The sequence below is a fragment of the Nocardia sp. CNY236 genome (assembly GCF_000482385.1).
Lineage (GTDB): Bacteria > Actinomycetota > Actinomycetes > Mycobacteriales > Mycobacteriaceae > Nocardia.
The window spans coordinates 211,531-238,214 of the sequence record NZ_AXVD01000004.1 but is presented as its reverse complement, the minus strand read 5'-3'; the positions used below and the strand labels follow the sequence as shown (position 1 = coordinate 238,214).

General features: G+C 64.8%; 24 protein-coding genes. 7 read left to right on the top strand and 17 right to left on the bottom strand.

Annotation, left to right across the window (positions count from 1 at the left end; translation table 11 throughout):
• Positions 1-62: 62 nt before the first annotated feature.
• From K940_RS0105840 to K940_RS0105820, 5 genes are all read right to left on the bottom strand, one after another.
• Positions 63-1,064: a VWA domain-containing protein gene (locus K940_RS0105840; protein WP_028476773.1), complete on the bottom strand. Its 1,002-nt coding sequence runs from the start codon at positions 1,062-1,064 to the stop codon at positions 63-65.
• Positions 1,061-2,011, bottom strand: a complete 951-nt coding sequence (locus K940_RS0105835; protein ID WP_036527681.1) for a DUF58 domain-containing protein — start codon at positions 2,009-2,011, stop codon at positions 1,061-1,063. Before K940_RS0105835 ends, K940_RS0105840 begins: the two co-directional genes overlap by 4 nt.
• A gap of 32 nt (positions 2,012-2,043) precedes the next feature.
• Positions 2,044-3,213: a MoxR family ATPase gene (locus tag K940_RS0105830; protein ID WP_081706176.1), complete on the bottom strand. Its 1,170-nt coding sequence runs from the start codon at positions 3,211-3,213 to the stop codon at positions 2,044-2,046.
• Between the two features lie 170 nt (positions 3,214-3,383).
• The gene (locus tag K940_RS0105825; RefSeq protein ID WP_028476770.1) at positions 3,384-4,802 is read right to left on the bottom strand and encodes an NlpC/P60 family protein; all 1,419 of its coding nucleotides are present in this window, start codon (positions 4,800-4,802) and stop codon (positions 3,384-3,386) included.
• A gap of 529 nt (positions 4,803-5,331) precedes the next feature.
• Positions 5,332-5,925 (bottom strand): DUF6676 family protein, encoded by a 594-nt coding sequence (locus K940_RS0105820; protein WP_231390258.1) that lies wholly within the window; start codon positions 5,923-5,925, stop codon positions 5,332-5,334.
• A 221-nt stretch (positions 5,926-6,146) separates the two neighbouring features.
• Between K940_RS0105820 and K940_RS0105815 the strand changes: the two genes are divergently transcribed.
• The 4 genes from K940_RS0105815 (at position 6,147) to K940_RS0105800 (ending at position 11,036) form a co-directional block, all read left to right on the top strand.
• A complete protein-coding gene (locus tag K940_RS0105815; protein ID WP_155980752.1) occupies positions 6,147-8,993 on the top strand; it encodes an aconitate hydratase in 2,847 nt (948 codons plus the stop codon).
• A 131-nt stretch (positions 8,994-9,124) separates the two neighbouring features.
• On the top strand, positions 9,125-9,691 hold the full coding sequence (locus K940_RS0105810) for a TetR/AcrR family transcriptional regulator (protein ID WP_028476767.1): 567 nt from the start codon (positions 9,125-9,127) through the stop codon (positions 9,689-9,691).
• Between the two features lie 248 nt (positions 9,692-9,939).
• A complete protein-coding gene (locus tag K940_RS33905) occupies positions 9,940-10,074 on the top strand; it encodes a hypothetical protein (protein ID WP_255342575.1) in 135 nt (44 codons plus the stop codon).
• A gap of 44 nt (positions 10,075-10,118) precedes the next feature.
• Positions 10,119-11,036, top strand: a complete 918-nt coding sequence (locus tag K940_RS0105800; RefSeq protein ID WP_028476766.1) for a hypothetical protein — start codon at positions 10,119-10,121, stop codon at positions 11,034-11,036.
• 160 nt (positions 11,037-11,196) lie between these two features.
• Here the strand turns inward: K940_RS0105800 and K940_RS0105795 are convergent, their stop codons facing one another.
• Together K940_RS0105795 and K940_RS0105790 are read right to left on the bottom strand one after the other, a co-directional pair.
• The gene (locus K940_RS0105795) at positions 11,197-11,430 is read right to left on the bottom strand and encodes a helix-turn-helix domain-containing protein (protein WP_028476765.1); all 234 of its coding nucleotides are present in this window, start codon (positions 11,428-11,430) and stop codon (positions 11,197-11,199) included.
• A gap of 81 nt (positions 11,431-11,511) precedes the next feature.
• The gene (locus K940_RS0105790) at positions 11,512-13,143 is read right to left on the bottom strand and encodes an ABC-F family ATP-binding cassette domain-containing protein (RefSeq protein WP_028476764.1); all 1,632 of its coding nucleotides are present in this window, start codon (positions 13,141-13,143) and stop codon (positions 11,512-11,514) included.
• A gap of 169 nt (positions 13,144-13,312) precedes the next feature.
• On the opposite strand from K940_RS0105790, the gene K940_RS0105785 reads away from it, so the two are divergent.
• Positions 13,313-14,077 (top strand): SDR family oxidoreductase, encoded by a 765-nt coding sequence (locus tag K940_RS0105785; protein ID WP_028476763.1) that lies wholly within the window; start codon positions 13,313-13,315, stop codon positions 14,075-14,077.
• Between the two features lie 112 nt (positions 14,078-14,189).
• On the opposite strand, the gene K940_RS27080 is transcribed toward K940_RS0105785, so the two are convergent.
• On the bottom strand, positions 14,190-16,397 hold the full coding sequence (locus K940_RS27080; protein WP_051406910.1) for an MMPL family transporter: 2,208 nt from the start codon (positions 16,395-16,397) through the stop codon (positions 14,190-14,192).
• A 263-nt stretch (positions 16,398-16,660) separates the two neighbouring features.
• On the opposite strand from K940_RS27080, the gene K940_RS0105775 reads away from it, so the two are divergent.
• Together K940_RS0105775 and K940_RS27075 are read left to right on the top strand one after the other, a co-directional pair.
• Positions 16,661-17,830 carry a lycopene cyclase family protein gene (locus K940_RS0105775; RefSeq protein ID WP_369797468.1) on the top strand — a complete coding sequence of 390 codons (1,170 nt, stop codon included), beginning with the start codon at positions 16,661-16,663 and terminating at the stop codon, positions 17,828-17,830.
• Positions 17,831-18,024: 194 nt separating this feature from the next.
• The gene (locus K940_RS27075) at positions 18,025-18,831 is read left to right on the top strand and encodes a Ku protein (RefSeq protein ID WP_036527597.1); all 807 of its coding nucleotides are present in this window, start codon (positions 18,025-18,027) and stop codon (positions 18,829-18,831) included.
• A 60-nt stretch (positions 18,832-18,891) separates the two neighbouring features.
• On the opposite strand, the gene K940_RS0105765 is transcribed toward K940_RS27075, so the two are convergent.
• The 9 genes from K940_RS0105765 to K940_RS0105725 form a co-directional block, all read right to left on the bottom strand.
• A complete protein-coding gene (locus K940_RS0105765; protein WP_036527595.1) occupies positions 18,892-19,512 on the bottom strand; it encodes a hypothetical protein in 621 nt (206 codons plus the stop codon).
• Positions 19,513-19,565: 53 nt separating this feature from the next.
• Positions 19,566-19,943, bottom strand: coding sequence for a metal-sulfur cluster assembly factor (locus K940_RS0105760; RefSeq protein WP_028476760.1), 378 nt, complete (start codon positions 19,941-19,943; stop codon positions 19,566-19,568).
• Positions 19,936-20,436, bottom strand: coding sequence for a Fe-S cluster assembly sulfur transfer protein SufU (gene sufU / locus K940_RS0105755; RefSeq protein ID WP_028476759.1), 501 nt, complete (start codon positions 20,434-20,436; stop codon positions 19,936-19,938). Before sufU ends, K940_RS0105760 begins: the two co-directional genes overlap by 8 nt.
• Positions 20,437-20,439: 3 nt before the next feature.
• Complete coding sequence (locus K940_RS0105750) at positions 20,440-21,693, bottom strand: cysteine desulfurase (RefSeq protein WP_028476758.1); 1,254 nt, start codon at positions 21,691-21,693, stop codon at positions 20,440-20,442.
• Between the two features lies 1 nt (position 21,694).
• Positions 21,695-22,471, bottom strand: coding sequence for a Fe-S cluster assembly ATPase SufC (gene sufC / locus K940_RS0105745; protein ID WP_028476757.1), 777 nt, complete (start codon positions 22,469-22,471; stop codon positions 21,695-21,697).
• 36 nt (positions 22,472-22,507) lie between these two features.
• Positions 22,508-23,686, bottom strand: a complete 1,179-nt coding sequence (gene sufD, locus K940_RS0105740) for a Fe-S cluster assembly protein SufD (RefSeq protein WP_028476756.1) — start codon at positions 23,684-23,686, stop codon at positions 22,508-22,510.
• The gene (gene sufB, locus K940_RS0105735) at positions 23,686-25,122 is read right to left on the bottom strand and encodes a Fe-S cluster assembly protein SufB (protein WP_028476755.1); all 1,437 of its coding nucleotides are present in this window, start codon (positions 25,120-25,122) and stop codon (positions 23,686-23,688) included. The genes sufD and sufB overlap by 1 nt, the downstream gene beginning before the upstream one ends.
• A complete protein-coding gene (locus K940_RS27070; RefSeq protein WP_369797473.1) occupies positions 25,119-25,919 on the bottom strand; it encodes a helix-turn-helix transcriptional regulator in 801 nt (266 codons plus the stop codon). The genes sufB and K940_RS27070 overlap by 4 nt, the downstream gene beginning before the upstream one ends.
• 172 nt (positions 25,920-26,091) lie before the next feature.
• Complete coding sequence (locus tag K940_RS0105725) at positions 26,092-26,511, bottom strand: hypothetical protein (protein ID WP_028476754.1); 420 nt, start codon at positions 26,509-26,511, stop codon at positions 26,092-26,094.
• Positions 26,512-26,684 lie beyond the last annotated feature (173 nt).

Sequence of the window (26,684 nt, the reverse complement as noted above, 5' to 3'; positions counted from 1 at the left end):
GGCCCACCCGGCGGTCCTCGGCCTGCGACGACCTTCGGCCCGCGACCGGGTGCCAGCCCGGTCTAAGGCAGCCGCTGACGGTAGAGCAGGCCGGCCACCACCCCACTCGCGGTGACCAACAGGCCCAGTAGCAGCCATGGCCGACTCGCATCACCCATGATCGACTCGTACCCGATCTGCTCTTCCAGAGTGTCGTATACCGATGTGAGTTCGGTCAGACTCGCCGCTTTGAAGAATTCGCCCCCGGACAGATCCGCTATCTTGCGCAACGACTCGTCGTCGACCGGCACACGCGCGCGGGAGAGCTCGCCCTCGGAATCCGGTATCTCGACCGTCCCCCATTCGGTGCCGAAGGAGATCGTCGAGATCGGAATGCCTTTGCTCTTGGCCAAGCGAGCCGCGACGAACTCGTGACTCGGATTGTTGATGTCATCGATCGAGGGCACGGTCTGTTTTCCATCCGACATCAGCACGATACGAGCCGGGGGTGGCTCACTGGCCCCACCGAGCACGGTGGCCAGGGTATCGATCGCCTGCAACGCAGTGAGAATCCCTTCCCCCGTCGCGGTGCGTTGAGCCAGCTTGATATTGTCGATCGCAGCCTTGACCCCGTCGTGGTCGGTCGTCGGTGACACCAACAACGAGCCGGTTCCAGCGAAGGTCACGAACCCGATGTTCACGCCTTCCGGCAGGTCGTCGACGAACTCCTTGCCCGCTTCCTGGGCGACCTGGATACGATTCGGCGCCACATCGGTTGCTTCCATCGACAGTGACACGTCCACCACCAACATGACGGTGGCGCGGTTGCGGGGCACCTTCTTGATCGCCGTCGGCCCTGCAGCGGCGACGGTCAACAACACCAAACCGGTCAACAGCAACGCAACCGCGACATGCCGGAACGGACTCGGTCGCGACGGCGCCACCTTTTCCAGCAACGCCAGATTGGTGAACATCAACATGTGTTTGCGCCGATTGCGCTGTACCACAACGTAGCCGAGCGCGATCAGCGCAATGACAACCAGGAATCCCAGCCAGATCTGTGCGGTGAAATGCGAAATACTCACTGATGCGGCACCCGCCCGGTCGGGGCGCCGAAGTTGCGGCGCCGGGTGGAGACGAACCGCACGACATCGGCGATCCAATCTCGATCGGTTCGCAGCGGCAGCACCGGAGCGCCACAGCCGCGCAAGGCCTGTTCGACCCGCTGGCGATGATGCTGCGCGGCAGCAGCGAAATCGGCGCGCAACGTGGGTGTCACGCTGAACTCACGTGTTCGCCCGGTTTCCGGATCGTGCAGCACCACATCACCGATGTCGGGTAGCGCGAGGTCGCGCGGGTCGAGGACCTCGACCGCGAGCAGATCGTGCCTTGCCGAGATCGCGCGCAGCGACCGTTGCCAGCCGATATCACCGAGAAAGTCGCTGATGATCACCGCGAGTCCTCGTTTGCGCTGCGGCCTGCGCAGCGCCTCGATGCCGCTGCGCAGGTCTCCGCGCACGCCGTCACGTGGGTGCGGTGTGGTCGCGATCATGCGCAGCAGAGACTGGGCGTGGACGCGCCCGCTGCGGGCCGGGATACGGACCAAGCGCTCGCCGGTGGCCACCACCGCGCCGATCCGATTGCCGCCACCGCCGGTCAGATATGTGACCGCAGCCGCAGCGGCAACCGCGAGATCCCGCTTCTGGCAAGCAGCAGTACCGAAGTCGAGGCTGGCCGACAAGTCCACCACGAGCCAGGTTTCCAGTTCCCGGTCGGCGATCATTTGCCGCACGTGTGGGTGGGTGGTGCGCGCCGTGACCGACCAATCCATCTGGCGCACATCATCACCGGGTTGATATGCGCGCGCCTCACCCGGCTCGGAACCGGGGCCGGGGATCAGTCCGAGGTGATCCCCGTGCAATACGCCGTCCAGCCTGCGGCGCACGGTGAGTTCGAGAGTTTTCAGCGCCGCCGACAACTGCGGGTCGGCCAACGCGCCTGCCTGGAAGGACGGCGGGGCGTGCGAAGACATCGACACCGCCCCCACCGTATCCGATGTCGAGGTCACTTCGGCGGGATGGTGCCCACGGGCCGCGTGGGCTGCCCATTCGGCGGCGCGGGTGTAACCGGCGGCTGCGGCGAGTGCTGCTGCGCCGGTGGATGCTGCTGCGCCGCGCCTCGGGGGTCGGCTGCGCCCGGCGCGACCGCCTGCGGCGCGACCTGTGGCAAGCCGACGGTTTGCAACACCCGCTTGATCACGTCTTCCGGGCTCACCTCGTCGGCAAGTGCGTCATAGGACAACACCAACCGGTGGCGCAGGACGTCGGGGATGACTTCGATGACATCCTGTGGGACGACATAGTCGCGACCACGGATGAGTGCGACCGCGCGCGCTGCGGCGATGATCCCCAGGCTGGCACGGGGTGAAGCGCCGTAGGAAATCCAACTCGCCACATCGTCCATACCGAAGCGGGCCGGCGCGCGAGTGGCCGCAATCACACGCACGACATAGTCGACGAGCGCGTGGTGGACGAACGTGTTGGCCGCAACCTTCTGTAAACGGATCAGATCTTCCGGTTGCAGTATCCGAGTCGCTGCCGGCGGAGTCACGCCCATCCGGTAGATGATCTCGCGCTCTTCCTCCACCGACGGGTAGCCGACGACGACTTTGAACAGAAAGCGGTCGCGTTGCGCCTCCGGCAGGGGGTACACCCCCTCGCTCTCGATGGGATTCTGCGTCGCCATCACCAAGAACGGCTTCGGCATCGGGTAGGTCTTGCCACCGATCGACACATGCCGCTCGGCCATCACTTCCAACAGGGCCGATTGCACCTTCGCGGGCGCGCGGTTGATCTCGTCGGCAAGGACGAAATTCGCGACCACCGGTCCGAGTTCGGTGTCGAACTCTTCACGGCCCTGCCGGTAGATACGGGTACCGATGAGATCGGTCGGTACCAAGTCCGGGGTGAACTGCACCCGGGCGAACGAACCCCCGACCACTGTGGCAAACGTTTCCACGGCGAGCGTCTTCGCAACACCCGGAACGCCTTCGAGTAGCACGTGACCACCCGCGAGAACACCCACGAGCAGTCGTTCGACCAGGTGATCTTGGCCCACGATTACTCGCTTGACCTCGTAGATCGCCTTTTCCAGGACCTCGACATCACGCCCGAGGGGGGCCGGTACGGAGGGAGGCGTCTCCGTCGCCGAGTTCGCTGCGCCCACACCCTCCATCGAAGTCACCGACATCCCCGCTTTCGCCTTGGTCCTGTGCGTGCTGCCACAACTATTCCAGGTCTCGCCCCGCAGTGCCGCAACCGGACCCGGCGCGACGGGAATTCGATGCCCGCCTACGCCTTCCGATATACGGATCGTCCGATGCTCACGGCGGCCATCGGTCCGGGTCAAGGGACCATTCGCACCGCATACGGCATGATGCCGTCCTCACGGACCGGCGAGACCTTGACCACGTCGCCGGACTGCGGCGCCTCGACCATCGTTCCGTCACCAAGGTACAACGCGACGTGCCGACTGCCGTTGGGTCCCCAGAACAGCATGTCGCCCCGCTCTCGGTCGGCAACCGGCACCCGCGCACCCGCGGTGTACTGATAGCCACTGTAGTGCGGCAACGCAACACCGATACCCGCGAAGGCATAGACCATCAGCCCCGAGCAGTCGAATCCCGTCTTGGCGTAGTCGCCGTGTCTGTCGGCCACACCGCCATCGCGAATGCCCAGTGTCGGCCCGACCTCGTCGCCACCACCCCAGGCATAGGTGACACCCAGCTGTGACAACGCTCGGTCGACCACGACCTCGATTGCCGCCGCGCCGCGAACCGCGGGTGGTTTCGATCGTGGCAGGCTTAGCCCAGGCCGCGGGGCATCCTCGAACTGGGTGTGTGGCCGTTTACCGGTCCCCACGGCCGCAGCACGATCATGCGCGGCATGATCGGCAGTCGAGCGCGCTGCGGCGGCCGCAGCGGCGACGCGCAACGCCTCTTCTTCTGCGGCACGCTGCGCATCCCATGCCTCGAACGCACTGCGCTGATCGCGCAGTCCGGCCACGTGACGCCGGGCCTGATCCAACCGACGCTGCGCATCGTGCCGGGTATGTACCAGTTCGTCTCGCTGCGCGCTGTACTGGTGAAAGCGAGCTGCCGCTGCAGCGGCCGCCTGTTCGGCGTGGAGCTTACGTGCTGTGGCAGCAGCGGCGGCGGCGTCCGCGGTCGATTTCGCTCTGCGGGCGCTGGCATTGGTGTTCGCTGCTTCGATATGCGCCCGGCGTAGGCCCTCCAACACCTGCTTGCGGTCTTCGGCGACCACGCCGAGCAGCTGCGCGCGATCCACCATCTGCCCCGGGGTGGCCACCGTGAGATAGCCGACGAGCGAGCCGGCGCTGGGTCGGGTGTAGACCTGAGCGGCGAACCGGTCGAAGTCATCGCGCGCCGCTCCCACACGCAGCACAGCATCGGCCGATGCGCGCTGTGTCGCGACGACCTCGGCCGCGGCCACGTCCGCGGCGTCCCGCGCGACCTGCAGATCGACCAGTGCCTTGTTGACCGCTTCGCGGCGCTGGGCGAACGCCTCATCGAGGCGACGCAACTGCTGGCCGACTTCGGCGACCCGATTGATCAACCCGCCCACCTCAGCCACGGCCGCGTCGACCTGCGCGGCGGCGGCCGCGATCCGACTGTCGCTGGGATTGGGCGGAGGAGGCGGAACTGCGGCGACAGATCCGGCGGAAAGCAGGACGACACTGAGGTAGAGCAATCCAACAGCTATCAATCGTGAGTTCTTATCAGCTAACTCGCCGCTGTTGCGCATTCCACCTCCAGCAGACCGGATTCCGGCTATGCACTCAGGGCATCGGGCAGACAGCGACATACCATGCCCAACGAAGGAGCTCCGAAAATACCTATCGCCAGCAGAGATCACTCGAACGGTACGACATTTCCGGCTCCAGCAGGACGGAACCGACAAAATGACATGCCATCGAATTGGAGATAGCTAGAAACTAGCTATAACTGCGCAATCGCCTATTCGAGAGCATGGACTGACAATCCAAAAATTAGCTCTATGAGTGCTGGTGTGGCCTTCTGGCAGCGTGGATATCCGCTCAGCACATACGAACCGTCACAAACCAACCGTCGCCGCATGCGGTGCCGACAGTCGCGCCGGCTGCAGCTACCGCATACGAGAGGTGGATTGCCGGATTCGGCCAGGTTCGGGGTATGCGGGCACTCGCAGGGGACCGAGCCGCCCGCGGCAGCCCACACGTGGCCACCCCGTCAGAGCGCGCACCGGGCCACCGCGCGACCAGGCAAACGCCAATGAAACCGGCCGATCTCATCGGTCAATCCGAACCGAGCGGACCTTCCGACGTCCGGCGGGCTTTCACCCAAGCCAAGCCGACGATGACAACCGAGGTCCCCGCCAACACGGCACAGGTGATCGCGGTCCAGGACATCGGTTCCGGCGTCACCAGCCGTTCGACGAAGTTGCCCGCCGCCTCCGCGCTCGCGCCCTGGGTATATTTCGCGGCGTCTTCGGCCCACTCCAGCCGCACCCGACTGACCGTGTCGCTGTAGGTGCCCACCCAATCGTCGCTGAGCACGACCACTGTGCCCTGCTGCGTCTTGCCCACCTCGGTAGCCAGATCACGCAGACTCGAATCGTGTCCCGGATTTCCAGGAATGACGACGATGTTCAGCGGGATCCCTTGCGATCGCGCGTCGGCAGCGATCGCCGCGAGTTGCTCCTCGTCCCTACCGGTCAATGTCGCAACGTGATCGTCGGCGAGGTCGGCGGTGAGCGCCACCACCGTGTCCGCTGTGACATTCGGCGGCAATTCGGCTGCCATAGGGGTGAAAACCGAGGTGTGCGGGGCGGTCATCTTCCATCCGGTCTGTCGAGCCGCGTCGGTGTCTGCGTCCGAAGCGACGGGCATCCAGCGCAGCAGGGCGAAGCAGGTCCTTCTTGCTGGCTCGAATGCACAGTACGCGACGGAGTGTCGCATTATCGATGCACGGCACGCCGAACCGCCCCCTGGCGTTTCACAGGACAAGCGTACTGTTAAGGTTGTGACTCGAGGAACCGGCGCCCAGCGCTGCCGGAACACCTCCGAAGACTCGGCCGCCGGCACAGCCCCGCCTGCGGCCACCCTCACAGATGAGTGGAGCTGACGTGACGACAAGTATCGATACTTTCGGCGCCAAGGGCACCCTCGAGGTCGGGAGCAACTCCTATGAGATTTTCCGCCTCTCTGCCGTGCCCGGCACCGAAAAACTCCCCTATGCACTGAAGGTCCTCGCGGAGAATTTGCTTCGCACCGAGGACGGCGCCAACATCACCGCTGATCACATTCGCGCCATCGCGAACTGGGATCCCACAGCGCAGCCGAACACCGAAATCCAGTTCACGCCCGCTCGCGTCATCATGCAGGATTTCACCGGCGTGCCGTGCATCGTCGACCTCGCCACTATGCGCGAAGCCGTGGCGACACTCGGCGGTGACCCGGACAAGGTCAACCCGCTCGCCCCCGCCGAAATGGTCATCGACCACTCCGTCATCATCGACGTGTTCGGCCGCGCGGATGCGTTCGAACGCAATGTCGACATCGAGTATCAACGCAACGGCGAGCGCTACCAGTTCCTGCGCTGGGGCCAGTCCGCGTTCGACGACTTCAAGGTCGTCCCGCCGAGCACCGGTATCGTGCACCAGGTCAATATCGAGCACTTGGCCCGAGTCGTCATGGTCCGCGACAACCAGCAAGGCCGGACCCAGGCCTACCCCGACACCTGTGTCGGCACCGACTCGCACACCACGATGGTCAACGGTCTCGGTGTCCTTGGTTGGGGGGTCGGCGGTATCGAGGCCGAAGCCGCCATGCTCGGCCAGCCGGTCTCGATGCTGATTCCGCGGGTGGTCGGCTTCAAGCTGACCGGCGGAATCCAGCCGGGCGTGACGGCGACCGACGTGGTGCTGACGGTCACCGACATGCTGCGCAAGCATGGCGTGGTCGGCAAGTTCGTGGAGTTCTACGGCAAAGGCGTGGCCGAAGTGCCCCTGGCCAACCGCGCGACCCTGGGCAATATGAGCCCCGAATTCGGCTCCACGGCAGCGATCTTCCCGATCGACGAGGTGACCGTCGACTATCTGCGCTTGACCGGTCGCACCGATGAGCAGGTCGCACTGGTCGAGGCTTATGCCAAGGAGCAGGGCCTGTGGCACGACGCGGACAACGAGCCGGCCTACTCCGAATACCTCGAACTCGACCTGAGCACCGTGGTGCCGTCGATTGCCGGACCGAAGCGACCGCAGGACCGCATTCTGTTGTCGGAGTCCAAGGTCGCTTTCCGCAAGGATATTCACAACTACACCAACGACGAGGTCAGCGGTCCGGCCGCGAGCACGCCGCACTCACACCTGGACGAGGCCATCGAGGAGTCCTTCCCCGCCAGCGATCCAGCCGCGCTCTCCTTCGCCGACGACGATGCCGTGCCGATGTCGGCAGCCAATGGCTCGGAGGGCCGACCGTCCAAACCGGTCCGGGTGAGCAGCGAAGAGTACGGTGACTTCGTACTCGACCACGGTGCGGTGGTCGTTGCCTCGATCACGTCCTGCACGAATACCTCGAACCCGTCGGTCATGCTCGGCGCGGCCCTGCTCGCACGCAACGCAGTCGAGAAGGGATTGACCAGCAAACCCTGGGTGAAGACCTCTATGGCGCCGGGCTCACAGGTCGTGGATGGGTACTACGAGAAGGCCGGCCTGTGGCCGTATCTGAACAAACTGGGTTTCAACCTGGTCGCTTTCGGCTGCGCAACCTGCATCGGCAACACCGGTCCGTTGCCCGAGGAGATTTCCAAGGCAGTCAACGACAACGACCTCACAGTGACCGCGGTCTTGTCGGGCAACCGCAACTTCGAGGGTCGTATCTCCCCCGATGTGAAGATGAACTACCTGGCCTCCCCACCACTGGTGATCGCCTACGCGCTCGCGGGAACCATGGATTTCGACTTCGAGCACGACGCACTGGGCAAGGACTCCGAGGGCGCCGACGTCTACCTGAAGGACATCTGGCCCTCGCCGCAGGAGATCCAGGAGACCATCGACCGGGTCATTTCCCGTGACATGTTCCTCGAGGACTACAAAGACGTCTTCAAAGGCGATGAACGTTGGCGCAGCCTGCCCACTCCCGAGGGAAAGACCTTCGACTGGGCCGAGCAGTCCACCTATGTCCGCAAGCCTCCGTATTTCGAGGGCATGCCGCGAACCCCGGAGCCGGTCGCCGACATCACCGGCGCTCGAGTACTCGCCCTGCTCGGTGACTCGGTCACGACCGATCACATCTCCCCGGCGGGCAACATCAAGCCGGGCACTCCGGCCGCGCAGTACCTGGAGGCCAACGGCGTCGAACGCAAGGACTACAACTCCTACGGCTCGCGGCGCGGTAATCACGAAGTGATGATCCGCGGTACCTTCGCGAACATCCGGCTGCGCAATCAGTTGCTCGACGACGTCTCGGGTGGCTACACCCGAGATTTCACGCAACCGGGTGGCCCACAAGCGTTCATCTACGATGCCGCGCAGAACTACCAGGCTGCGGGCACTCCGCTGGTCGTGCTCGGCGGCAAGGAATACGGCTCGGGATCCTCACGCGACTGGGCGGCGAAAGGTACCCGACTGCTCGGCGTTCGGGCTGTCATCACCGAGTCGTTCGAGCGTATCCATCGCTCCAACCTCATCGGGATGGGTGTTGTCCCGCTGCAGTTCCCCGCGGGCACGTCCGCGGCATCGCTGAAGCTGGACGGCACCGAGACCTTCGACATCGAAGGCATCACCCAACTGAACGAGGGTGTCACCCCGAAGACCCTGAAGGTCACCGCCACCAAAGAGAACGGCGACACGATCACCTTCGACGCGGTGGTGCGGATCGACACCCCCGGTGAAGCCGACTACTACCGTAACGGCGGCATCCTGCAGTATGTGCTGCGCAATATGATTCGCGGCTGAACCGCGTTCGACCGGTAGAGCCGGTTGTGGGGGTCCGCGCACCGCGTCAGCGAGGCGCGGACCCCCACGCATTCCGCTTTCGCGGCCCACCGCGTGCCATGCCATGTGACCCCCTTCTTCGGAGGAACCCGATGCCCAAGGTCAGTGACGATCACCTCGCCGCACGGCGCAGCCAGATTCTCGACGGGGCTCGCCGCTGCTTCGCCGAGTTCGGCTACGACGGTGCGACGGTGCGCAGACTGGAGGAGGAAATCGGGCTGTCCCGGGGAGCTATCTTCCATCATTTCCGGGACAAGGACGCACTGTTCCTCGCCCTGGCTCAAGAAGATGCCGAACGCATGGCGGACGTTGCAGCCAATCAGGGCATCGTGCAGGTGATGCGGGATATGTTGACTCACCCCGAGCAGTTCAACTGGCTCGGAACACGTTTGGAGATCGCACGACGACTTCGCACCGATCCGGAGTTCCGCGCCGGCTGGACCCAGCGCTCCGCCGAGTTGACCGCTGCCACACTGGCCCGTCTCGAGCGCCGTAAAGCCGCGGGCGCATTACGGGACGACGTCCCGACCGATGTCCTGCTCGGCTACCTCGACCTCGTCCTCGACGGCCTGATCGCCCGCATCGCCTCCGGGCACACCAACGAAAATCTTTCCGCGGTCCTGGATCTCGTCGAAGCATCGGTGCGCCGGAAGCACTGACCAGGTCTTCGCCGTAGTAGCGACGCGAGTGTGCAGATGCACAGCCGTCATCATTGGGCTATGGTTCCCGGCGCCACCCCAACAATGTTTGCTAGCTATTTGCAATCCGGTCTTGTCCGACCGCGGCGAGGTTGCTCTAGTACCCGTCCTGTCCCGATCGAAACCTGGTTTGCCGCCAGCCACGAAATCTTCCGATCCTTGCCGATCGTGGCCACAATCGCGCTATGATCACTCACACAATCGGGGGTGTGGCAAATAGTAAGCAGATCGGAGAGACGGCGATGACCGACGCAATTCGCCTTCCCGGGACGAATACCTCTTACCAGAACGAATCGTCCACGTACGGTGACCACCACTGCAGCAACGACGACGATCTCGGCTGAACCGCGGACGCATGCCTGCACGCCGAAAAGATTCGGTCCTGATCGTGTCCGAATCCGACGATCTCCACGCCACGGCTATGGCGGCAACGTTGCGAGAACACCACGGGCTCGATCCGATTCATCTCGATCTGTGTGATTTTCCGCGCGAGTCGGCCAGCTTCCGGCTCGACCGGCTCGGTACGGCACGCTCGGTATCGCATCGCATCGGCCTCGACGACATGCGGTCGGTATGGTGGCGACGTCCACGCCCCACGCGCGTGCCCACTGGGGTTCACCCCTCGGACAACACTTTTCGCCAAGCCCAGTGCGATGCATTCGTCCAGGGCCTGCTGTGGTCAATCCCGGCGCGCTGGATCAACGACCCCAGCGCCGACCGGATCGCCACCCGCAAGATCGTCCAACTCGAGACCGCACTACGAGCCGGGTTCGCGGTGCCGGAAACACTGATCACCAATGATCCGGACGAGGCACGCAGCTTTGTCGAATCCCGTCCCAGCTCTGTTGTTTACACCTGCCCCGGCGCCAGCTGCGCTGGGATCTCACCGACTCGAATCGTCTCCAAGACCGATTTCGCTACGCTCGCCGCTATCCGGTCGGCGCCGACCACGTTTCAGGACCATATCGACGGCGCCTACGACTTTCGGGTGGTATGGGTGGACGGCGTCGAATGGACCGTGCGCACCGAGTCGCACCCGGACCTCGACCATGCCGATCCTCGTCTGGAAGCCTCGGTCGGACACTTGCCGGCTGGCGTGAGCAAGTCATTGGCCACCCTGATGGGTGCACTGGGACTGTCCTTCGGGGTGATCGAGCTTCGACTCGCCCGCGACGGCGAGTACTACTTCCTCGAAGTCGATCCGCGGGGGGAGTTCGCGCACCTCGAGATCGAGACCGGGCTGCCGATCGTCCGTAGCCTGGCCAACCTGCTGGTGAACGGAGACGGCACGGTGACCGGCTACTGAGCCGATCGCCTGTGTGCCTGCCTGGGGTATCGACCCACTCCGGCCCCAGCCGCCAGATCGGCCCGACCCGACACTCGACCCCGCGCCGGCGGGCCGATCAGCCCGCCGCGCTACGGCATGTCGTCACACAGCCCTGGCCGGGTACGAGCAGCCGACGATGCTATTGGCTCTTCCGGCGATTGGCTCCACCCCGGCTGCGGAGCTGTACCTGCGACTCCACGAGCACATTGTGGATGAAGCCGTAGGAACGGCCGGTGGACCGCGCCAATGACCGGATGCTCGCACCCGCCTCGTATTGCTTCTTCAACTGAGATTGCAGGCGATCGCGTGACTTACCGGTGACACGTGTGCCCTTACCCAATGTGGCTTTGCCTTGCGTGGGCCTGTCGCTCATGGCTTCCTCCGAGTCGCCGAGCAGCGTGATTCCAGGCTAAGCACTCGAAGGGCCACGATCAACGAAAAGATGTGATGGAACTCACGCAAGTTGGATGAGGTCGAGATACTCCGCCGACCAGTGATCCTCTGTTCCATCCGGCAACAAGATCACCCGCTCCGGCGACAGCGCCTCCGCAGCGCCGGGATCGTGAGTCACCAGCACCACAGCACCGGCATAACTTCTCAGCGCGTCCAGCACCTGCTCCCGCGACACCGGATCGAGATTGTTCGTCGGCTCGTCCAGCAGCAACACATTCGCCGTCGAGGAGACCAGGCCCGCCAACGCCAACCGTGTCTTCTCTCCACCCGACAGCGTGCCCGCCGGCTGTTCCAGCTGCGGGCCCGAGAACATGAAGGCACCGAGAAGACCGCGGAGGTCTTGTTCGCCCGCGTTCGGCGCCGCATTGCGGATGTTCTCCCACACGGTGGCGGAATCGTCGAGGGTGTCGTGTTCTTGCGCGAAATATCCGACGCGCAGGCCGTGTCCTGGCACCAACTCGCCCGCCGTGGGCCGCTCCAGCCCGGCAAGCAAACGCAACAGGGTGGTTTTGCCCGCGCCATTGAGACCGAGTACCACGACCCGGCTGCCGCGATCGATCGCCAGGTCGACCCCGGTGAAAATCTCCAGCGACCCGTAGAGCTTGGTCAGATTCTCGGCCACCAGCGGAGTTCGACCGCACGATGCCGGCTCGGGGAACTTGATCCTGGCGACCTTGTCGGCGACGCGCACGTCATCGACTTCCGCAAGCAGGCGATCGGCCCGTCTGACCCAGTTCTGCGCCGCGGCCGCTTTCGAGGCCTTCCCGCCCATCTTGGCCGCCTGAGCGCGCAATGCACTCGCCTTCTTCTCCGCGTTCGCCCGTTCCCGGCGCCGGCGCTGTTCGTCGGCGGCACGTGCGTCCAGATACTTCTGCCAGCCCATGTTGTAGACGTCCGCCTCGCCACGAACCGCGTCCAGAAACCACACCCGGTTCACCACATCGCCCAGCAACTCCACATCGTGGCTGATCACGATCAGACCGCCGTCATGGTTCTGCAGGAAGCCACGCAACCAGGTGATCGAATCGGCATCGAGATGGTTGGTCGGCTCGTCCAGCAACAAGATGGTGTCCGAGCGACCACCGCTGCCATCGGAGGCCGCGAACAAAATGCGCGCCAGCTCGATTCGTCGGCGTTGTCCACCGGAGAGAGTGCGTAGCGGCTGGCCCAACACTCGATCGGGCAGGCCCAGGCTGTGACAGATGCGTGCCGCCTCGCTCTCGGCGATGTACCCGCCGAGAGCTGAGAACCGATCTTCCAGCCTGCCGTACTTGCGGACCGCCTTCTCACGCTCCGTGTCATCGACGATTTCGGCCATCAGGACCTGCTGCTTTTCCATTTCACGCAGGAGCCTGTCCAGGCCACGCGCGGACAACACGCGCTCACGGGCGAGCACGTCGAGATTGCCTTCACGCGGATCCTGCGGCAAATAACCGACCTCGCTGGTGCGCAGGACCTTGCCGGCGTACGGCTCGCCTTCACCGGCCAAGATGCGCAGTGTGGTCGTCTTACCCGCCCCGTTCCTCCCGACCAGTCCGATTCGATCCCCCGACTGCACACGCAGCGCCGGCCCCGGCGCCGACAACAGGGTGCGGATTCCGGCCCGGACCTCCAGGTCGGTCGCGGTGATCACAAACTTCTCCTCGCGGATCGTGGTGCTGGATGTGCGCTGATCGATTATCGGAGCCGATGCACACAAGAGCCACCGATTTTACCGAGCACGAACAGCCGACCAGACATCCCGGCCCTTGATGTGACGGTGGTAACGCGGCTCAGGATCCGCTGCGCTACGGTGCGATGCCATGAGTACCGATCTGATGGGGAAGACCGCTCTGGTGACCGGGGCCAGTCGTGGCATCGGCAAGGCCGTGGCGGCAGAACTACTGGCCCGTGGCGCGAACGTGCTGATCTCGGCGCGCAAGAAGGACCCGCTCGATGAAGCAGCCGCCGATCTGCGCGGTCTCGGGCACCAAGGCGAAGTTCTTGCCGTGGCCGGAAATGCCGGGGTCGCCGAGGATCGGGCCGCCGGGGTCGAGCGCGCAGTCACCGAGTTCGGTTCGCTCGACATCGTGATCAACAACACGGGTATCAATCCGGTGTTCGGTGCACTGATGGACGCCGACCTGGATGCGGTGCGCAAGATCTTCGACGTGAACGTGGTTGCCGCCCTCGGGTATGTTCAGGAGGCATACCGAGCGTGGATGCGCGACCACGGCGGCGCGGTCGTCAATGTGGCGAGTGTGGCGGGTATGCGTTCGAGCGGTGTGATCGCAGCGTACGGCTCGTCCAAAGCCGCGTTGATCCACCTGACCAACGAACTCGCCTGGCAGTTGGGGCCGAGCATCCGAGTGAACGCGGTCGCTCCCGGGGTGATCAAGACGAAGTTCGCTTCGGCGCTGTACTCGGCCGACGAAGAGCGCGCCGCCAGCGCGTACCCGATGAAGCGGCTGGGAACTCCGCAGGACGTGGCGCGCTTGATCGGATTCCTGGTCTCCGATGAGGCCGCGTGGATCACCGGAGAGACGATTCGGGTGGACGGCGGGTTGCTGTCCACCGGCGGCCTCTGACCCGCACCCGGCACACTGCCGCCGGCGCCGGCGGCAGTGTGCTCGGCCGCCGACCGTGGTGATTCGGGCACGCCTGTCCGACTGCGTCGACGACCTGCCCGAATCACCACGATCAGAGGCGAACGGGCTCGCGCCGATCCTCGGAACGAACCGCCGGTGCGGACGGTCCTTCACTGATACCGAAGCGACGGTGCAGTGCGCGTAGCGGTCTGGGCGCGTACCAGTTCCAGTCGCCGAGCAATTCCATTGCCGCGGGGAGTAGGAACCCTCGCACCAGGGTCGCATCCACCAGCACCGCAAGCGGAAGACCTATGCCGAACGCTTTCATGAAGGTGATGTCGGAGGCGAGGAAGCCGAGGAACACCAGCGAGATCAAGATCGCCGCGGCCGTGACGATCCGGCCGATGCGCTCGAGCCCAGAGGCGACGGCGAGCGCCGTGGACCCAGTGCGCTGGTATTCCTCGCGGATGCGGGCCAACAGGAATACCTGATAGTCCATGGCGAGGCCGAAAGCGACACCGAAGAGCATGACCGGTACCGGGGGCGGCAGGTCACCGGTGACGGTGAATCCGAGCAAACCGGACAGGTGCCCGTCCTGGAAGATCCAGACCAGCGCTCCGAACGTTGCCGCCAAGCTCAACACACTGAGTATCACCGCCAACACGGGCAATACCACGCTTCCGGTGAGCAAGAACAACACGACCACCAGCACCAGCACCACGAAAGCCAGCGCGTAGGGCAGCGCCTCGACGATCGCGGCGACCGCATCGATGTTCGCCGCGGCCACACCGCCGACCAACATCGGACTGGGAGTGGGCGTCGCGCGCACCGCATCGGCGATCCCGTCGAGCACATCGGGGTCGGTGGTGTCGGGAACCACCGAGAGATAGGCGGCATTCGGCGCCCTGAAGCGGTCGTTGGCTGCGGTGGGCAGGGCGAGCAGACCGCCGTGGCTGTAGCTGCCGGTCGCGGTGTCGACCCGACGAACATTGTCGATCTCGGACAGTTCCCTGGCAATGGCGTCCAATCCCGCTGCACTGTAGGCGCTTTCGGGAAGCACGGCGAACAATCCGTTCTGCTCGGTCGCATCGAAATCGCGTTGGACGATCTCGGCGACCTGGCGGTTGTTCATCGATTCCGGCAGCGAACGTTCGTCGGGGAAGCCGAGTTTCACACCGAGTAGTGGCGTGCCGACTACGAGCAGAACGGCGGTCACCGCAAGCCCGACGGGTACCGGGCGCATCATGACGAAGCGGGCCAACCGGTGCCAGGTTCCTTCGCCCGGAGCAGGCCGGGACGCACGCAGGAACCACCACAGCTGTCCGCTGTCGATCTTGGTGCCGAGCAACAACAACATCGCCGGCAGCACGGTCAGCGACACCGTCGCCGCGATGATCGCGACAGCCAGACCGGCATAACCCATCGATCGAACCGCGAGCAAGGGAAAGAAGAGCAGACCCGACAGTGCGACCGCGACGGTGACGGCGGAGAAGGCGACGGTGCGACCCGCGGAGCGCATGGTCGCGACCACCGCAGCCGCAGGGGCCTTTCCGGCGACCATCTCGTCTCGATATCGACTGACGATCAGCAGGCTGTAGTCGATTGCGAGGCCGAGCCCCAGCAGGGTGGCGACATTCGTCGCGCTCGCGGCAAGGTCGGTCACGCTCGCGATCAACCACAGCGTTCCCATTGCGATCATCACCGTGATCAGGCCGACGACCAGCGGCAGACTGGCGGCGACCACGCTACCGAAGACCAGCAACAACGCGACGAGCGTGATCGGGAAGGCGATGGATTCACCGAACAGGACGTCTTTCTCGCTCTGCTCCACCGACTCGTGCAGCAGCATCGCGTAGCCACCGACGCGAACGTCGATCGGTCCGTGTTCACCGGAGAACCGGTCGGCGAGCACATCGACCCGATCGTCGACCTCGGATTCCTCACCGAGAATGCCGGCCACGATCAGACCTTGGGTACCGTCCGCACTGCGCAGTGCAGGCGACTCGTCGGTCCAGTACGAGGCGACATCGCCGATATCGGCTGCTGCCTGCAAATCGGCAACCAATTCGGTGGCGGCGGTCACGACGGCATCGTCGTCCACCGAGCGACGGGTCTGCACCAGCAACACCAGATTCGGCGGGGCCTGGTCGAAAACGTCCCGTAACAACGCACTTGCCCGGCTGGATTCACTGTCGTGGTCGATGTAGCCGCCGCCCTGCACCTTGTCGAACAGCGTCGCGCTCAGCGCGCCCATCATCAGTGCGAGCACCACGAACACGGCCAGGATCCATCGGCTGCGCCGCCTGGTCAGTTCGAACACTGCCTCTACCCTTCACTCGTTCAGCTCGCCGCATTCGTCTACGGACTCTTGCGGTGTCGCCTGTCGGGTCTCCTACCCGGCGCACTCTGGCACCGGCACGCCGGACAGGTCCCGTCCCATCGCTACCGGATTGCGACGGTGCGCCAGCGCTCCGGAATCCTAGCAACGTGAGCGAAATCCGCTGAGCGCAACATATTCCGCGCCGGAGACCTGCCTGAATCGTGGGACGCTCCGGCGCGACATCATGCACGGCGCGCGAGCGCGTGCAAAGCTCGGACCATGCACCCACCTCGGAATTCGACTACGTCTACGGGCACGCCGTGACACTGGACCTCATCGTGTGCGGCCTGGGCCCGGCTGGCCGTGCCCTGGCACACCGAGCCCTCGCACATGGGCTCGCAGTCGCTGTCGTCGACCCCGCGCCGCAGCGCAGATGGACGGCCACCTACGCGGTGTGGACCGACGAATTGCCGAACTGGCTGGCGCCGGACGTGGTCGCCACGACGGTTGCCCGGCCGATGGCATGGGGACGCCACGAGCACCGAATGGATCGCCCGTACGCGGTCCTCGATACCGTGCGGTTGCAGTCCTCGCTCCAGCTGTCCGGTGCGCGGGTGATCGCCGATCGCGCGGTCGAGATCGCTCGGGAGCGAGTGACCGTGGCTTCCGGTGCGACACTCACCGCACGCCGGGTGGTCGACGCGCGGGGCCTGGCTCGCGCGCCCACCCGGGCGGAGCAGACAGCCTATGGCGTGATCGTGGACGCCTCGCTCTGCGCGGGCCTCGACCCACTGTTCATGGATTGGCGCACCGACAACGGCGCGCCGATCGGCGCGCCAGCGTCGTTTCTCTACGCGGTACCGCTGGGGCAAGGTCGAATGCTGCTCGAAGAGACGTGTTTGGCCGGTCGGCCAGCGCTCAGCGGCTCGGACCTGCGCGCGCGCCTGGATCACCGCCTGCGCTGCCGGGGCATCCCACGCACCGGTGAGGACTCCGTCGAGCATGTCCGTTTTCCGGTACAAGGCGGGCATCCGAGTGCGTACCGGTTCGGCGCAGCGGGCGGGTTCCTGCATCCGGCAACCGGATATAGCGTCGGCGCAACACTGCTCGCAGCCGATGACATGGCGATGGGCCGACAGGTGTGGCCGGCGACGGCAAGCGTCGTCCACCAGCTGCGTAAGGCCGGGCTCCGTGCACTGCTCGCCATACCGCCTCAGGATCTTCCGCTGTTCTTCGATACATTCTTCACGTTGCCGCCGGCCACCCAACGCGCATATCTATCGGGCCGTACCGATCTCGGCGGTACCGTCGCTGCGATGAGCTCGCTGTTCACGGCCTTGCCGACGCAGTTGCGCTGGCGTATTGCTGCAGCGACCCTCGCAATCGCACCGCCCGCGGGCAATCCGGCGAGCCGACCACCGGGGGTGGTATAGCAGGCCTCGCGGGCACGCGCCACGTCGGCGTCGGTGTCCTCGGGAGACAACGCATCGTCCTCGGGAGACAACACCGAAGTAGGACCCGCCCGCCCCACGCCGGGCAGAACTTCGGCCAGTGGCGTCGCCGCTGGCATTGCGCCGACACGGAGTTTCACCGATGTCGCCAACCGACTGGACAGTACGATCGAAATATGAGGTCGATCTGGAAGGGCTCGATCGCATTCGGACTGGTCAACGTCCCGGTCAAGGTATATGCCGCCACCGAGGACCACGACATTCGCTTCCATCAGGTCCACGGCAAGGATCGCGGCCGCATCAAATACAACCGCGTTTGTACCGTATGCGGCCAGTCGATCGACTACACGGATATCGACAAGGCATACGAATCTCCAGCCGGAGACCAGGTCGTGCTGACCGAAGCAGACCTCGCCGCGCTACCCGTGGCCGAGAAGCACGAGATCCCCGTCCTGCAGTTCGTGCCCTCCGACCAGATCGACCCGATCTTGTTGTCGAAGAGCTACTACCTGGAGCCGGGTTCCGCTACGCCGAAGGCGTACATTCTGCTCGCCGCGACACTGGAAAAGATCGAGCGCACCGCACTGGTCACTTTCACCCTGCGGCAAAAGACCCGGCTGGCCGCATTGCGCGTGCGGGACGGGGTGTTGGTCTTGCAGACGCTGCTGTGGCCGGACGAGGTTCGAACCCCCGAGTTCGCCTCGCTGGACGGGGCCGCGGCGCCTGCGCCACGAGAGATTGCGATGGCCGAGACACTCGTCGAGACCATGTCCGACGATTTCGATCCGAACGAGTTCACCGACGAGTATCAGATAGAACTGAAACGTCTGCTGGAGGAAGCGATCGCCAGCGGTGCCGCGACAGTGCCCCAGCCTCCCGAAGCCGCAGCGAAGGCCATGGACACCGAGGTGGCCGACCTGATCGCCACGCTGCAACGCAGCTTGGAGGCCAGTGGCCACGCCAGCGATGACCGGCGGCACTGAGTTCTGCGACTGGGCAGGTATTCGGGGATCGACACGCTCCAGGTAGCAACCACCGAATCGTCAGTCCCCCGCCGCGCGTTCTCGACCCTGCTGAAAGAACTGCAGCACGGCGGCCACGGTCGGTACTTCGACCCGAGGCCGGGACGCCCCGAATGGTGTGTTCCAGAAGTCACCGGTACGCGGCGTCCATGGACCGACGTAGGCATACGGACCAGGATGAGCATCGTCGCCTGGAGATACCCCGAAGTTCACTTCGCCGATGGTGATCGCCAGGTCGAAATGCTCGGGCCAGAGCACTGGGGTGACGTCCGGGGCCAAACTGCGCAGTGCTTCTTCTCCCACAGTGAACCACTCCGCGATCGACTCGGCAGCAGTGGGATCCACGTCGATGACCCCATCGAGGTCCACCCCGGTCGTGTCGGCATACACCCCCTCCGGCGCCCCCGGCGCCCAGCCCGCTGCTCGGGCGACTTCGCGGTAGGTACCCGCCAACGGAGCCCGGCCGCGCGGCCAAACCACATCGGTACCGATCACCGAACCGAGCCACTGCACACCACCGAAACCCCCGGGTACGACCCGCAGCCGAATGGTGCCGTGTTCGCGGTACTGCGGTCCAGCGATCAGTACTTCGGCCGCCGCGTGCAAGGCGTGCCGCGAGCGCGCATATGTCGTCTCGTCCACCCCCGCATCATCTCCATACAGCCCAGGGGCCCGCAGGTTTTTCGCCGAGGCGGCTACACCGTGAACCCGAGCGCCCGCAGTTGCTCACGACCATCCTCGGTGATCTTGTCCGGACCCCACGGCGGCATCCACACCCAATTGATCCGCAGGTCGTCCACCAATCCGCTGCGCACCAGCGCATTGCGCGATTGATCTTCGATGACATCGGTGAGCGGGCATGCCGCGGAGGTCAGTGTCATGTCCAGCACGGCGACACCGTCCGGCTCGATGCCGAGTCCGTAGACCAGCCCCAGATCCACCACGTTGATCCCGAGTTCCGGGTCGACCACGTCGCGCATCGCTTCCTCGATGTCGTCGAGGAGCGCCGCATCCTCCGCGGACGGTGCGGCCGGCTCGGGAACAACCGTATCGGTGGCCGGCATGTCATTCATAGCGCTTCCCCATTTCCATCGGGTGTTCACCTTTTCCTGCAGCATCCGCCAGATACGCAGGGTCGATACGAAGAACGGCGTCTTTGAATGCCATCCATCCGAGCAACGCGCATTTCACCCGTGCGGGGTACTTCGACACTCCCGCGAGTGCGATACCGTCGCCGATGATCTCCTCGTCGCCTTCGATGGCGCCCCGGCTGGAGATCATCGCGTTGTAGGACTCGACCACTTTCAACGCCTGCTGTACGGGAAGACCGATGACCTGATCGGTCAGGATCGACGTCGCAGCCTGGCTGATCGAGCAGCCCTGACCGTCGTAGGACACATCGGCGACGTCACCGCTGTCATCGAGCCGCACCCGCAGAGTCACCTCGTCGCCACAGGTCGGGTTCACGTGATGGACCTCGGCGCCGTAGGGCTCCCGCAGACCGCGGCGATGCGGGTGCTTGTAGTGGTCCAGGATCACTTCCTGGTACATCTGCTCCATGCGCATGTGTTATGCAACTCCGAAGAAGGTCTGAGCCTTCCGCACGGCAGCCACCAACACATCCACTTCGGCCAGGGTGTTGTACACCGCGAACGACGCGCGAGCGGTCGCGGCGATGCCGAAATGTCGATGCAGTGGCCAGGCACAGTGATGGCCCACTCGGATGGCGACCCCCTCGTCGTCCAAGATCTGTCCGACATCGTGGGCATGCACCCCGTCGACCACGAACGAGACCGCTCCGCCACGGTCGATGGTGTCCGTGGGTCCGATGACGCGCACCCCGTCGATTCCGTTCAGCCCCTCCACGGCCGCACCGACCAGCATGTGCTCATGCTGCGCAACAGCCTCCATTCCGATCTGTTCCAAGTACCGCACGGCCGCGCCCAACCCCACCGCCTGCGAGGTCATCGGCACGCCGGCCTCGAACCGCTGCGGCGGCGCAGCATAGGTGCTGTGATCCATGAAGACCGTCTCGATCATGGAACCGCCGGTGATGAACGGTGGCGTAACCTCCAGCAGCGCCCGTTTGCCGTAGAGCACGCCGACGCCGGAAGGACCGAGCATCTTGTGCCCGGAGAAGGCCGCGAAATCGACGTCGAGCGCTCGGAAATCCACGGGCATGTGCGGCACAGACTGGCATGCGTCGAGCACGACCAGCGCTCCCACGTCCTTGGCTCGCCGCACCAACTCCGCAACCGGGGCGATGGCGCCGGTGACGTTGGACTGATGAGTGAACGCGACCACCTTGGTGGCGGGCGACAGCTCCAGCGAGTCGAGGTCGATCCGTCCGTCCTCGGTGATGCCGTACCACTTCAGCGTCGCGCCCGTGCGCCGAGCCAGCTCCTGCCACGGCACGAGATTCGCGTGATGCTCCAGTTCGGTGATCACTATCTCGTCACCCGGGCCGACACGATAGGGAAACCGATCGTCGGCGAAGGAATAGGTGACCAGATTCAGCGACTCGGTGGCGTTCTTGGTGAACACGATCTCACCCGCGTCCACACCGACGAACCGCGCGACATCGGCTCGGGCACCCTCATAGGCGTCGGTGGCCTCTTCGGCCAATTGATGTGCACCGCGATGCACCGCCGAGTTCCGCGTGAGCAGGAAGTTCCGCTCGGCCTCCAACACTGCGGTCGGCCGCTGCGAGGTGGCCCCGGAGTCCAGATACACCAACGGCTTGCCGTCTCGAACCGTACGGCTCAAGATCGGAAAGTCCGCCCGGATGCGGGCGATGTCGAGGGTGCGGACCGTGGCGGTCATGTCAGGCTCCGGTGGTTGCGGTCTGGGTGAAACGGACGTAACCATTGGCGTCGAGTTCCTCGGCGAGTTCCGGGCCGCCCTCCGCGACGATCCGTCCACCCACGAATACGTGGACGAACTGCGGCCGGATGTACCGCAAAATGCGGGTGTAGTGCGTGATCAGCAGAATGCCGCCGTGTTCGCGTTCTTTGTACCTGTTGATGCCCTCGGAGACGATACGCAGCGCGTCCACGTCCAAACCGGAGTCGGTCTCGTCCAGAATCGCGATCTTCGGCCGAAGCAGACCCAGCTGCAGAATCTCGTGGCGCTTCTTCTCACCGCCGGAGAACCCCTCGTTCACGCTGCGGTCTGCAAAGGCGGCGTCGATCTCCAGCTCGTTCATCGACCCCTTCACCTCCTTGACCCACTGCCGCAGCTTGGGAGCTTCGCCGCGCACCGCGGTGGCAGCCGTGCGCAAAAAGTTCGACATCGAGACGCCGGGAACTTCGACCGGATACTGCATGGCGAGAAACAGGCCCGCACGCGCACGCTCATCGACCGACATTGCCAACACGTCTTCGCCGTCCAAAGTGATCGAGCCCGAGGTCACCGCATACTTCGGGTGCCCCGCAATCGCGTAGGACAGTGTCGACTTGCCCGAACCGTTCGGGCCCATGATGGCGTGCGTCTCATCGGATTTCACCGTCAGGTTCACGCCGTCGAGGATTTTGGTGGTCTCGTCGGCGCGATCGGGGTTGGCGACCTCGACGTGCAGGTCCTTGATTTCCAGGGTGGTCATCGAATTCGAGTTTCCTTTGCGGATATGGATCGGGAGTCAGGCGCCGACGGCGGCGAGTTCGGCCTCGATGGCCGCACCCAGCCGTTCCCGGACCTCCGGAACGGCGATCTTCTGGATGATCTCGTGAAAGAACCCGCGCACCACCAAGCGGCGGGCGGCGTCTTCGGGGATGCCGCGGGCACGGAGGTAGAACAGCTGCTCGTCGTCGAACCTACCGGTTGCGGACGCATGCCCCGCACCGACGATCTCGCCGGTCTCGATTTCCAGATTCGGTACCGAGTCTGCGCGTGCGCCGTCGGTGAGCACCAGATTGCGGTTCACCTCGAAGGTGTCGGTGCCTTCTGCGGCTGCACGGATCAGGACATCGCCGACCCATACCGTGCGGGCCTCACCTTTCCGCGAGTGCGGGTCGCCCTGTAACGCACCTTTGTACAGCACGTTCGACCTGCAGTTCGGGACTGCGTGATCGATGAGAAGACGCTGTTCGAAATGCTGGCCCGCATCGGCGAAGTAGAGACCGAGCAGCTCCGCGTCGCCACCCGGACCCGTGAAACGGACACTGCCGGTCACGCGAACCAGATCGCCGCCGAGGGTGATCGAGGAGTGTCGCAGAGTGGCATCGCGCCCGAGGGCAACGTGATGCGCGGTGGTGTGTACCGCGTCGTCGGCCCAGTCCTGAATGGCAACGGCGGTCAGGTGAGCGCAGGCGCCGAGCACGAATTCCACATTCTCCGCGTAGGTTCCACTACCGCGCTGGTCGATGATGATGGTCGCCTTGGCGAAGGGATCCAGGCGAATCTGCAGATGACCGTAGTCGGTCCTGCCCACCCCTGGACCGGTGATCACGATGTTCACCGGCTCGGCGACCTCGACTTCTCGCTCGACCGTCACCACGGTGGCGTGCTCGAAACCCGAGTAGGCCTGCGCGGCAACGCGGTCCGATGGGGTCCCGGCGCGACCGAGTCGGTCGTCGCCGCGCTCGACCGTCTCGACGGTGACGCCCTCGATCGCCGGGACCGACACCGTCGCTCGACCGTCGCGCACCGCTGTGCCGTCTTGCAGTCCCCGCAGGCGACGCAGCGGCGTGAACCGCCACGCCTCGTCCTTGGCCGAGGGGACCTCGAATGCCTCCACGTCGAACGAGGTGAAAACCTCACCCTTGTTGAGCACGGGGGTGAGCGTCCCGGCCGTTTCGGAAACGTTCTGCACCGCCATCAGCCGACGGCTCCTTCCATCTGCAGTTCGATCAGGCGGTTGAGTTCGAGCGCGTATTCCATCGGCAGTTCTTTGGCGATCGGCTCGACGAAACCGCGCACCACCATCGCCATCGCCTCGTCCTCGGTCAGACCGCGACTCATCAGGTAGAACAGCTGGTCCTCGGAGACCTTCGACACAGTCGCCTCGTGGCCCATGGTCACCTCGTCCTCGCGGATGTCCACATAGGGGTAGGTATCGGAACGGCTGACGGTATCGACCAGTAGCGCGTCACACTTGACGGTCGACTTCGCACCGTGTGCGCCCTTGTTCACCTGAACCAGACCTCGATAGGAGGATCTCCCGCCGCCCCGGGCGACCGACTTCGACACGATGGTCGAGGACGTGTGCGGCGCGAGGTGCAGCATTTTCGCGCCGGTGTCCTGGTGCTGTCCCTCGCCGGCGAATGCCACCGAGAGCACCTCGCCCTTGGCGTACTCGCCGGTCAGCCAGACCGCCGGATACTTCATGGTGACCTTGGAGCCGATGTTGCCGTCGATCCACTCCATGGTCGCGCCCGCTTCGGCCTTGGCCCGCTTGGTCACCAGGTTGTAGACGTTGTTCGACCAGTTCTGAATGGTGGTGTAGCGGCAGCGGCCTCCCCGCTTCACGATGATCTCCACCACCGCGGAGTGCAAGGAATCGGTCTTGTAGATCGGCGCGGTGCAGCCTTCGACATAGTGCACGTAGGCGCCCTCGTCGACGATGATCAAGGTGCGCTCGAACTGGCCCATGTTCTCGGTGTTGATCCGGAAATACGCCTGCAGCGGGATATCCACGTGCACACCCGGTGGTACGTAGATGAACGAACCACCCGACCACACTGCGGTGTTCAGCGCGGAGAACTTGTTGTCACCGGCAGGAATCACCGAGCCGAAGTACTGCTGGAAGATCTCCGGATGCTCCTTGAGGCCGGTATCGGTATCCAGGAAGATCACGCCCTGCGCCTCCAGATCCTCTCGGATCTGGTGGTAGACGACCTCGGATTCGTACTGCGCGGCGACACCGGCGACCAAGCGCTGCTTCTCCGCTTCCGGAATGCCCAGCTTGTCATAGGTGTTCTTGATGTCTTCGGGCAATTCGTCCCAGGACGCGGCCTGTTTTTCGGTCGAGCGCACGAAGTACTTGATGTTGTCGAAGTCGATTCCCGCGAGATTCGCGCCCCACCCGGGTATCGGCTTGCGATCGAACAGGCGAAGCGCCTTGAGCCGCTGGGTGAGCATCCATTCCGGCTCGTCCTTCTTCGCCGAGATGTCGCGGACGACCGCCTCCGACAGACCTCGTTGCGCGCTGGCGCCGGCCACATCCGAATCGGCCCAACCGTACCCATAGTTGCCCAGTGACGCGATGGTCTCTTCCTGGGTGAGCGGTTGCACCTGGTCGGTGGTCGTCGTCATTCGACACCCCTTCCGGAGTCGTTCGTTCGTACCGCCGCAGGTCGTGCAACGGATTGTGGTGAAGTTTCGGTCCGAGTGTCAGGGCGAACCGATAGTGGAACGTGGGTCGTGCAGGCGCAGTCGCCATTGGCGATCGTGGCCAGTCGTTGTACGTGCGTGCCCAGCAACTCACGCAGTGCCTCCAGCTCTGCCGCACACAGCTGCGGGAACTCTTCGGCGACATGCCAGACCGGGCAGTGATGCTGGCAGATCTGCACGCCCACACCCACCTTGCGAGTGGTCGCGGCAAATCCGGCGTCGGTGAAGGCCGCGGCGATCTCGTCCGCCTTGACCTCGGTCTGCTGCGCGGTGTGCGCCGCGACCGGCTCGATGCCGGCCACGATACTGCGCGCCCTCCGGCGCGCGAACTCGGTGACGGCCTGTTCCCCACCGATTTCCTGCAGTTGACGCAGGGCAGCCCCGGCCAGATCGTCGTAGGCGTGGCCGAGTGCGCCGCGGCCCGCCGCAGTGAGCTGGTATTGCTTGGCCGGTCGGCCGCGCCCCTTTTGCTGCCAGGGCGCCGAGCGGCTGGCCCGTGCTCGACCGCTGTCGATCAGCGCCTCCAGGTGCCTGCGCACACCCGCTGGGGCCAGACCGAGTTTGTTCCCGATCGCGTTCGCGGTGATCGGCCCCTCCTCCAACAACAACTGGACAATGGCCGCTCGAGTATTCCCTCCACCGCCGAGGGCCGCGTCCGCAGACGCCGACCCGGCGCCGGCCACACGACCCGCACGTTCGTCACCTGTCCGCAAACCCACGGTTTTCACAACATCAGTGTGGCGGAATTCGTTCCCGAAATCTAATAAGGCTACCCTGAGTGCGTCGGGAGCACCGATGGATCGGGCTTTATGGACCGGCTCTGCCCGACGCCACCTCGACGAACCAGCCGACACGTCGCCGCGACGACCGGATCGCCGCCGCCCGAGCAGGCTACAGGTCGACGGGGACCGCCTGTCCGTGCGTACGCCCTCGAATCCAGAGTCGTTCGGGCCGGGCAGTGAGCAGGTCGGCAACCTCGCAGATCGGTGCAGGATGTTTGTCGATGTGATCCAGGTCAGGGGTGATGACCAGAACGGCCGGCTTCGGCCGCCCCTGCGCGGTCGCCGCCGCATGCAGCGTGCCGATGGCATCCAGTAGGCGCCCGAGCGGACGGTCCATGGTGGGCCCGATCACGACCACCCGCGCCAGCTTGACATCGTGCTTGCGGGCCAGCGAGCGCAGGCGCTGTTCAGTACGATGACGTCTCGCAGGGTCGGCCGGAGCGAGCATGTAGCCGAGCCCAACTCGCCGCTTCACTGCGAGCCGTGCCCAGATGCGGCGGATCGGGTGCGCGCGGGAGATCCGACGCATCGGGACACGCCACAAGTCGAATCGACGCCGCCCGACAAAACCCACACAGTGATCACGAGTAGTAGTGACTTCATCGTCGTGCTCCCTCTCGTCGGCTGGCCATGACCCAGGGCCCAGGCGATACCGGGGAACCTCGTCCGTCCGTGCGGACCTGGGCCGGTCGGTGGAGGCAC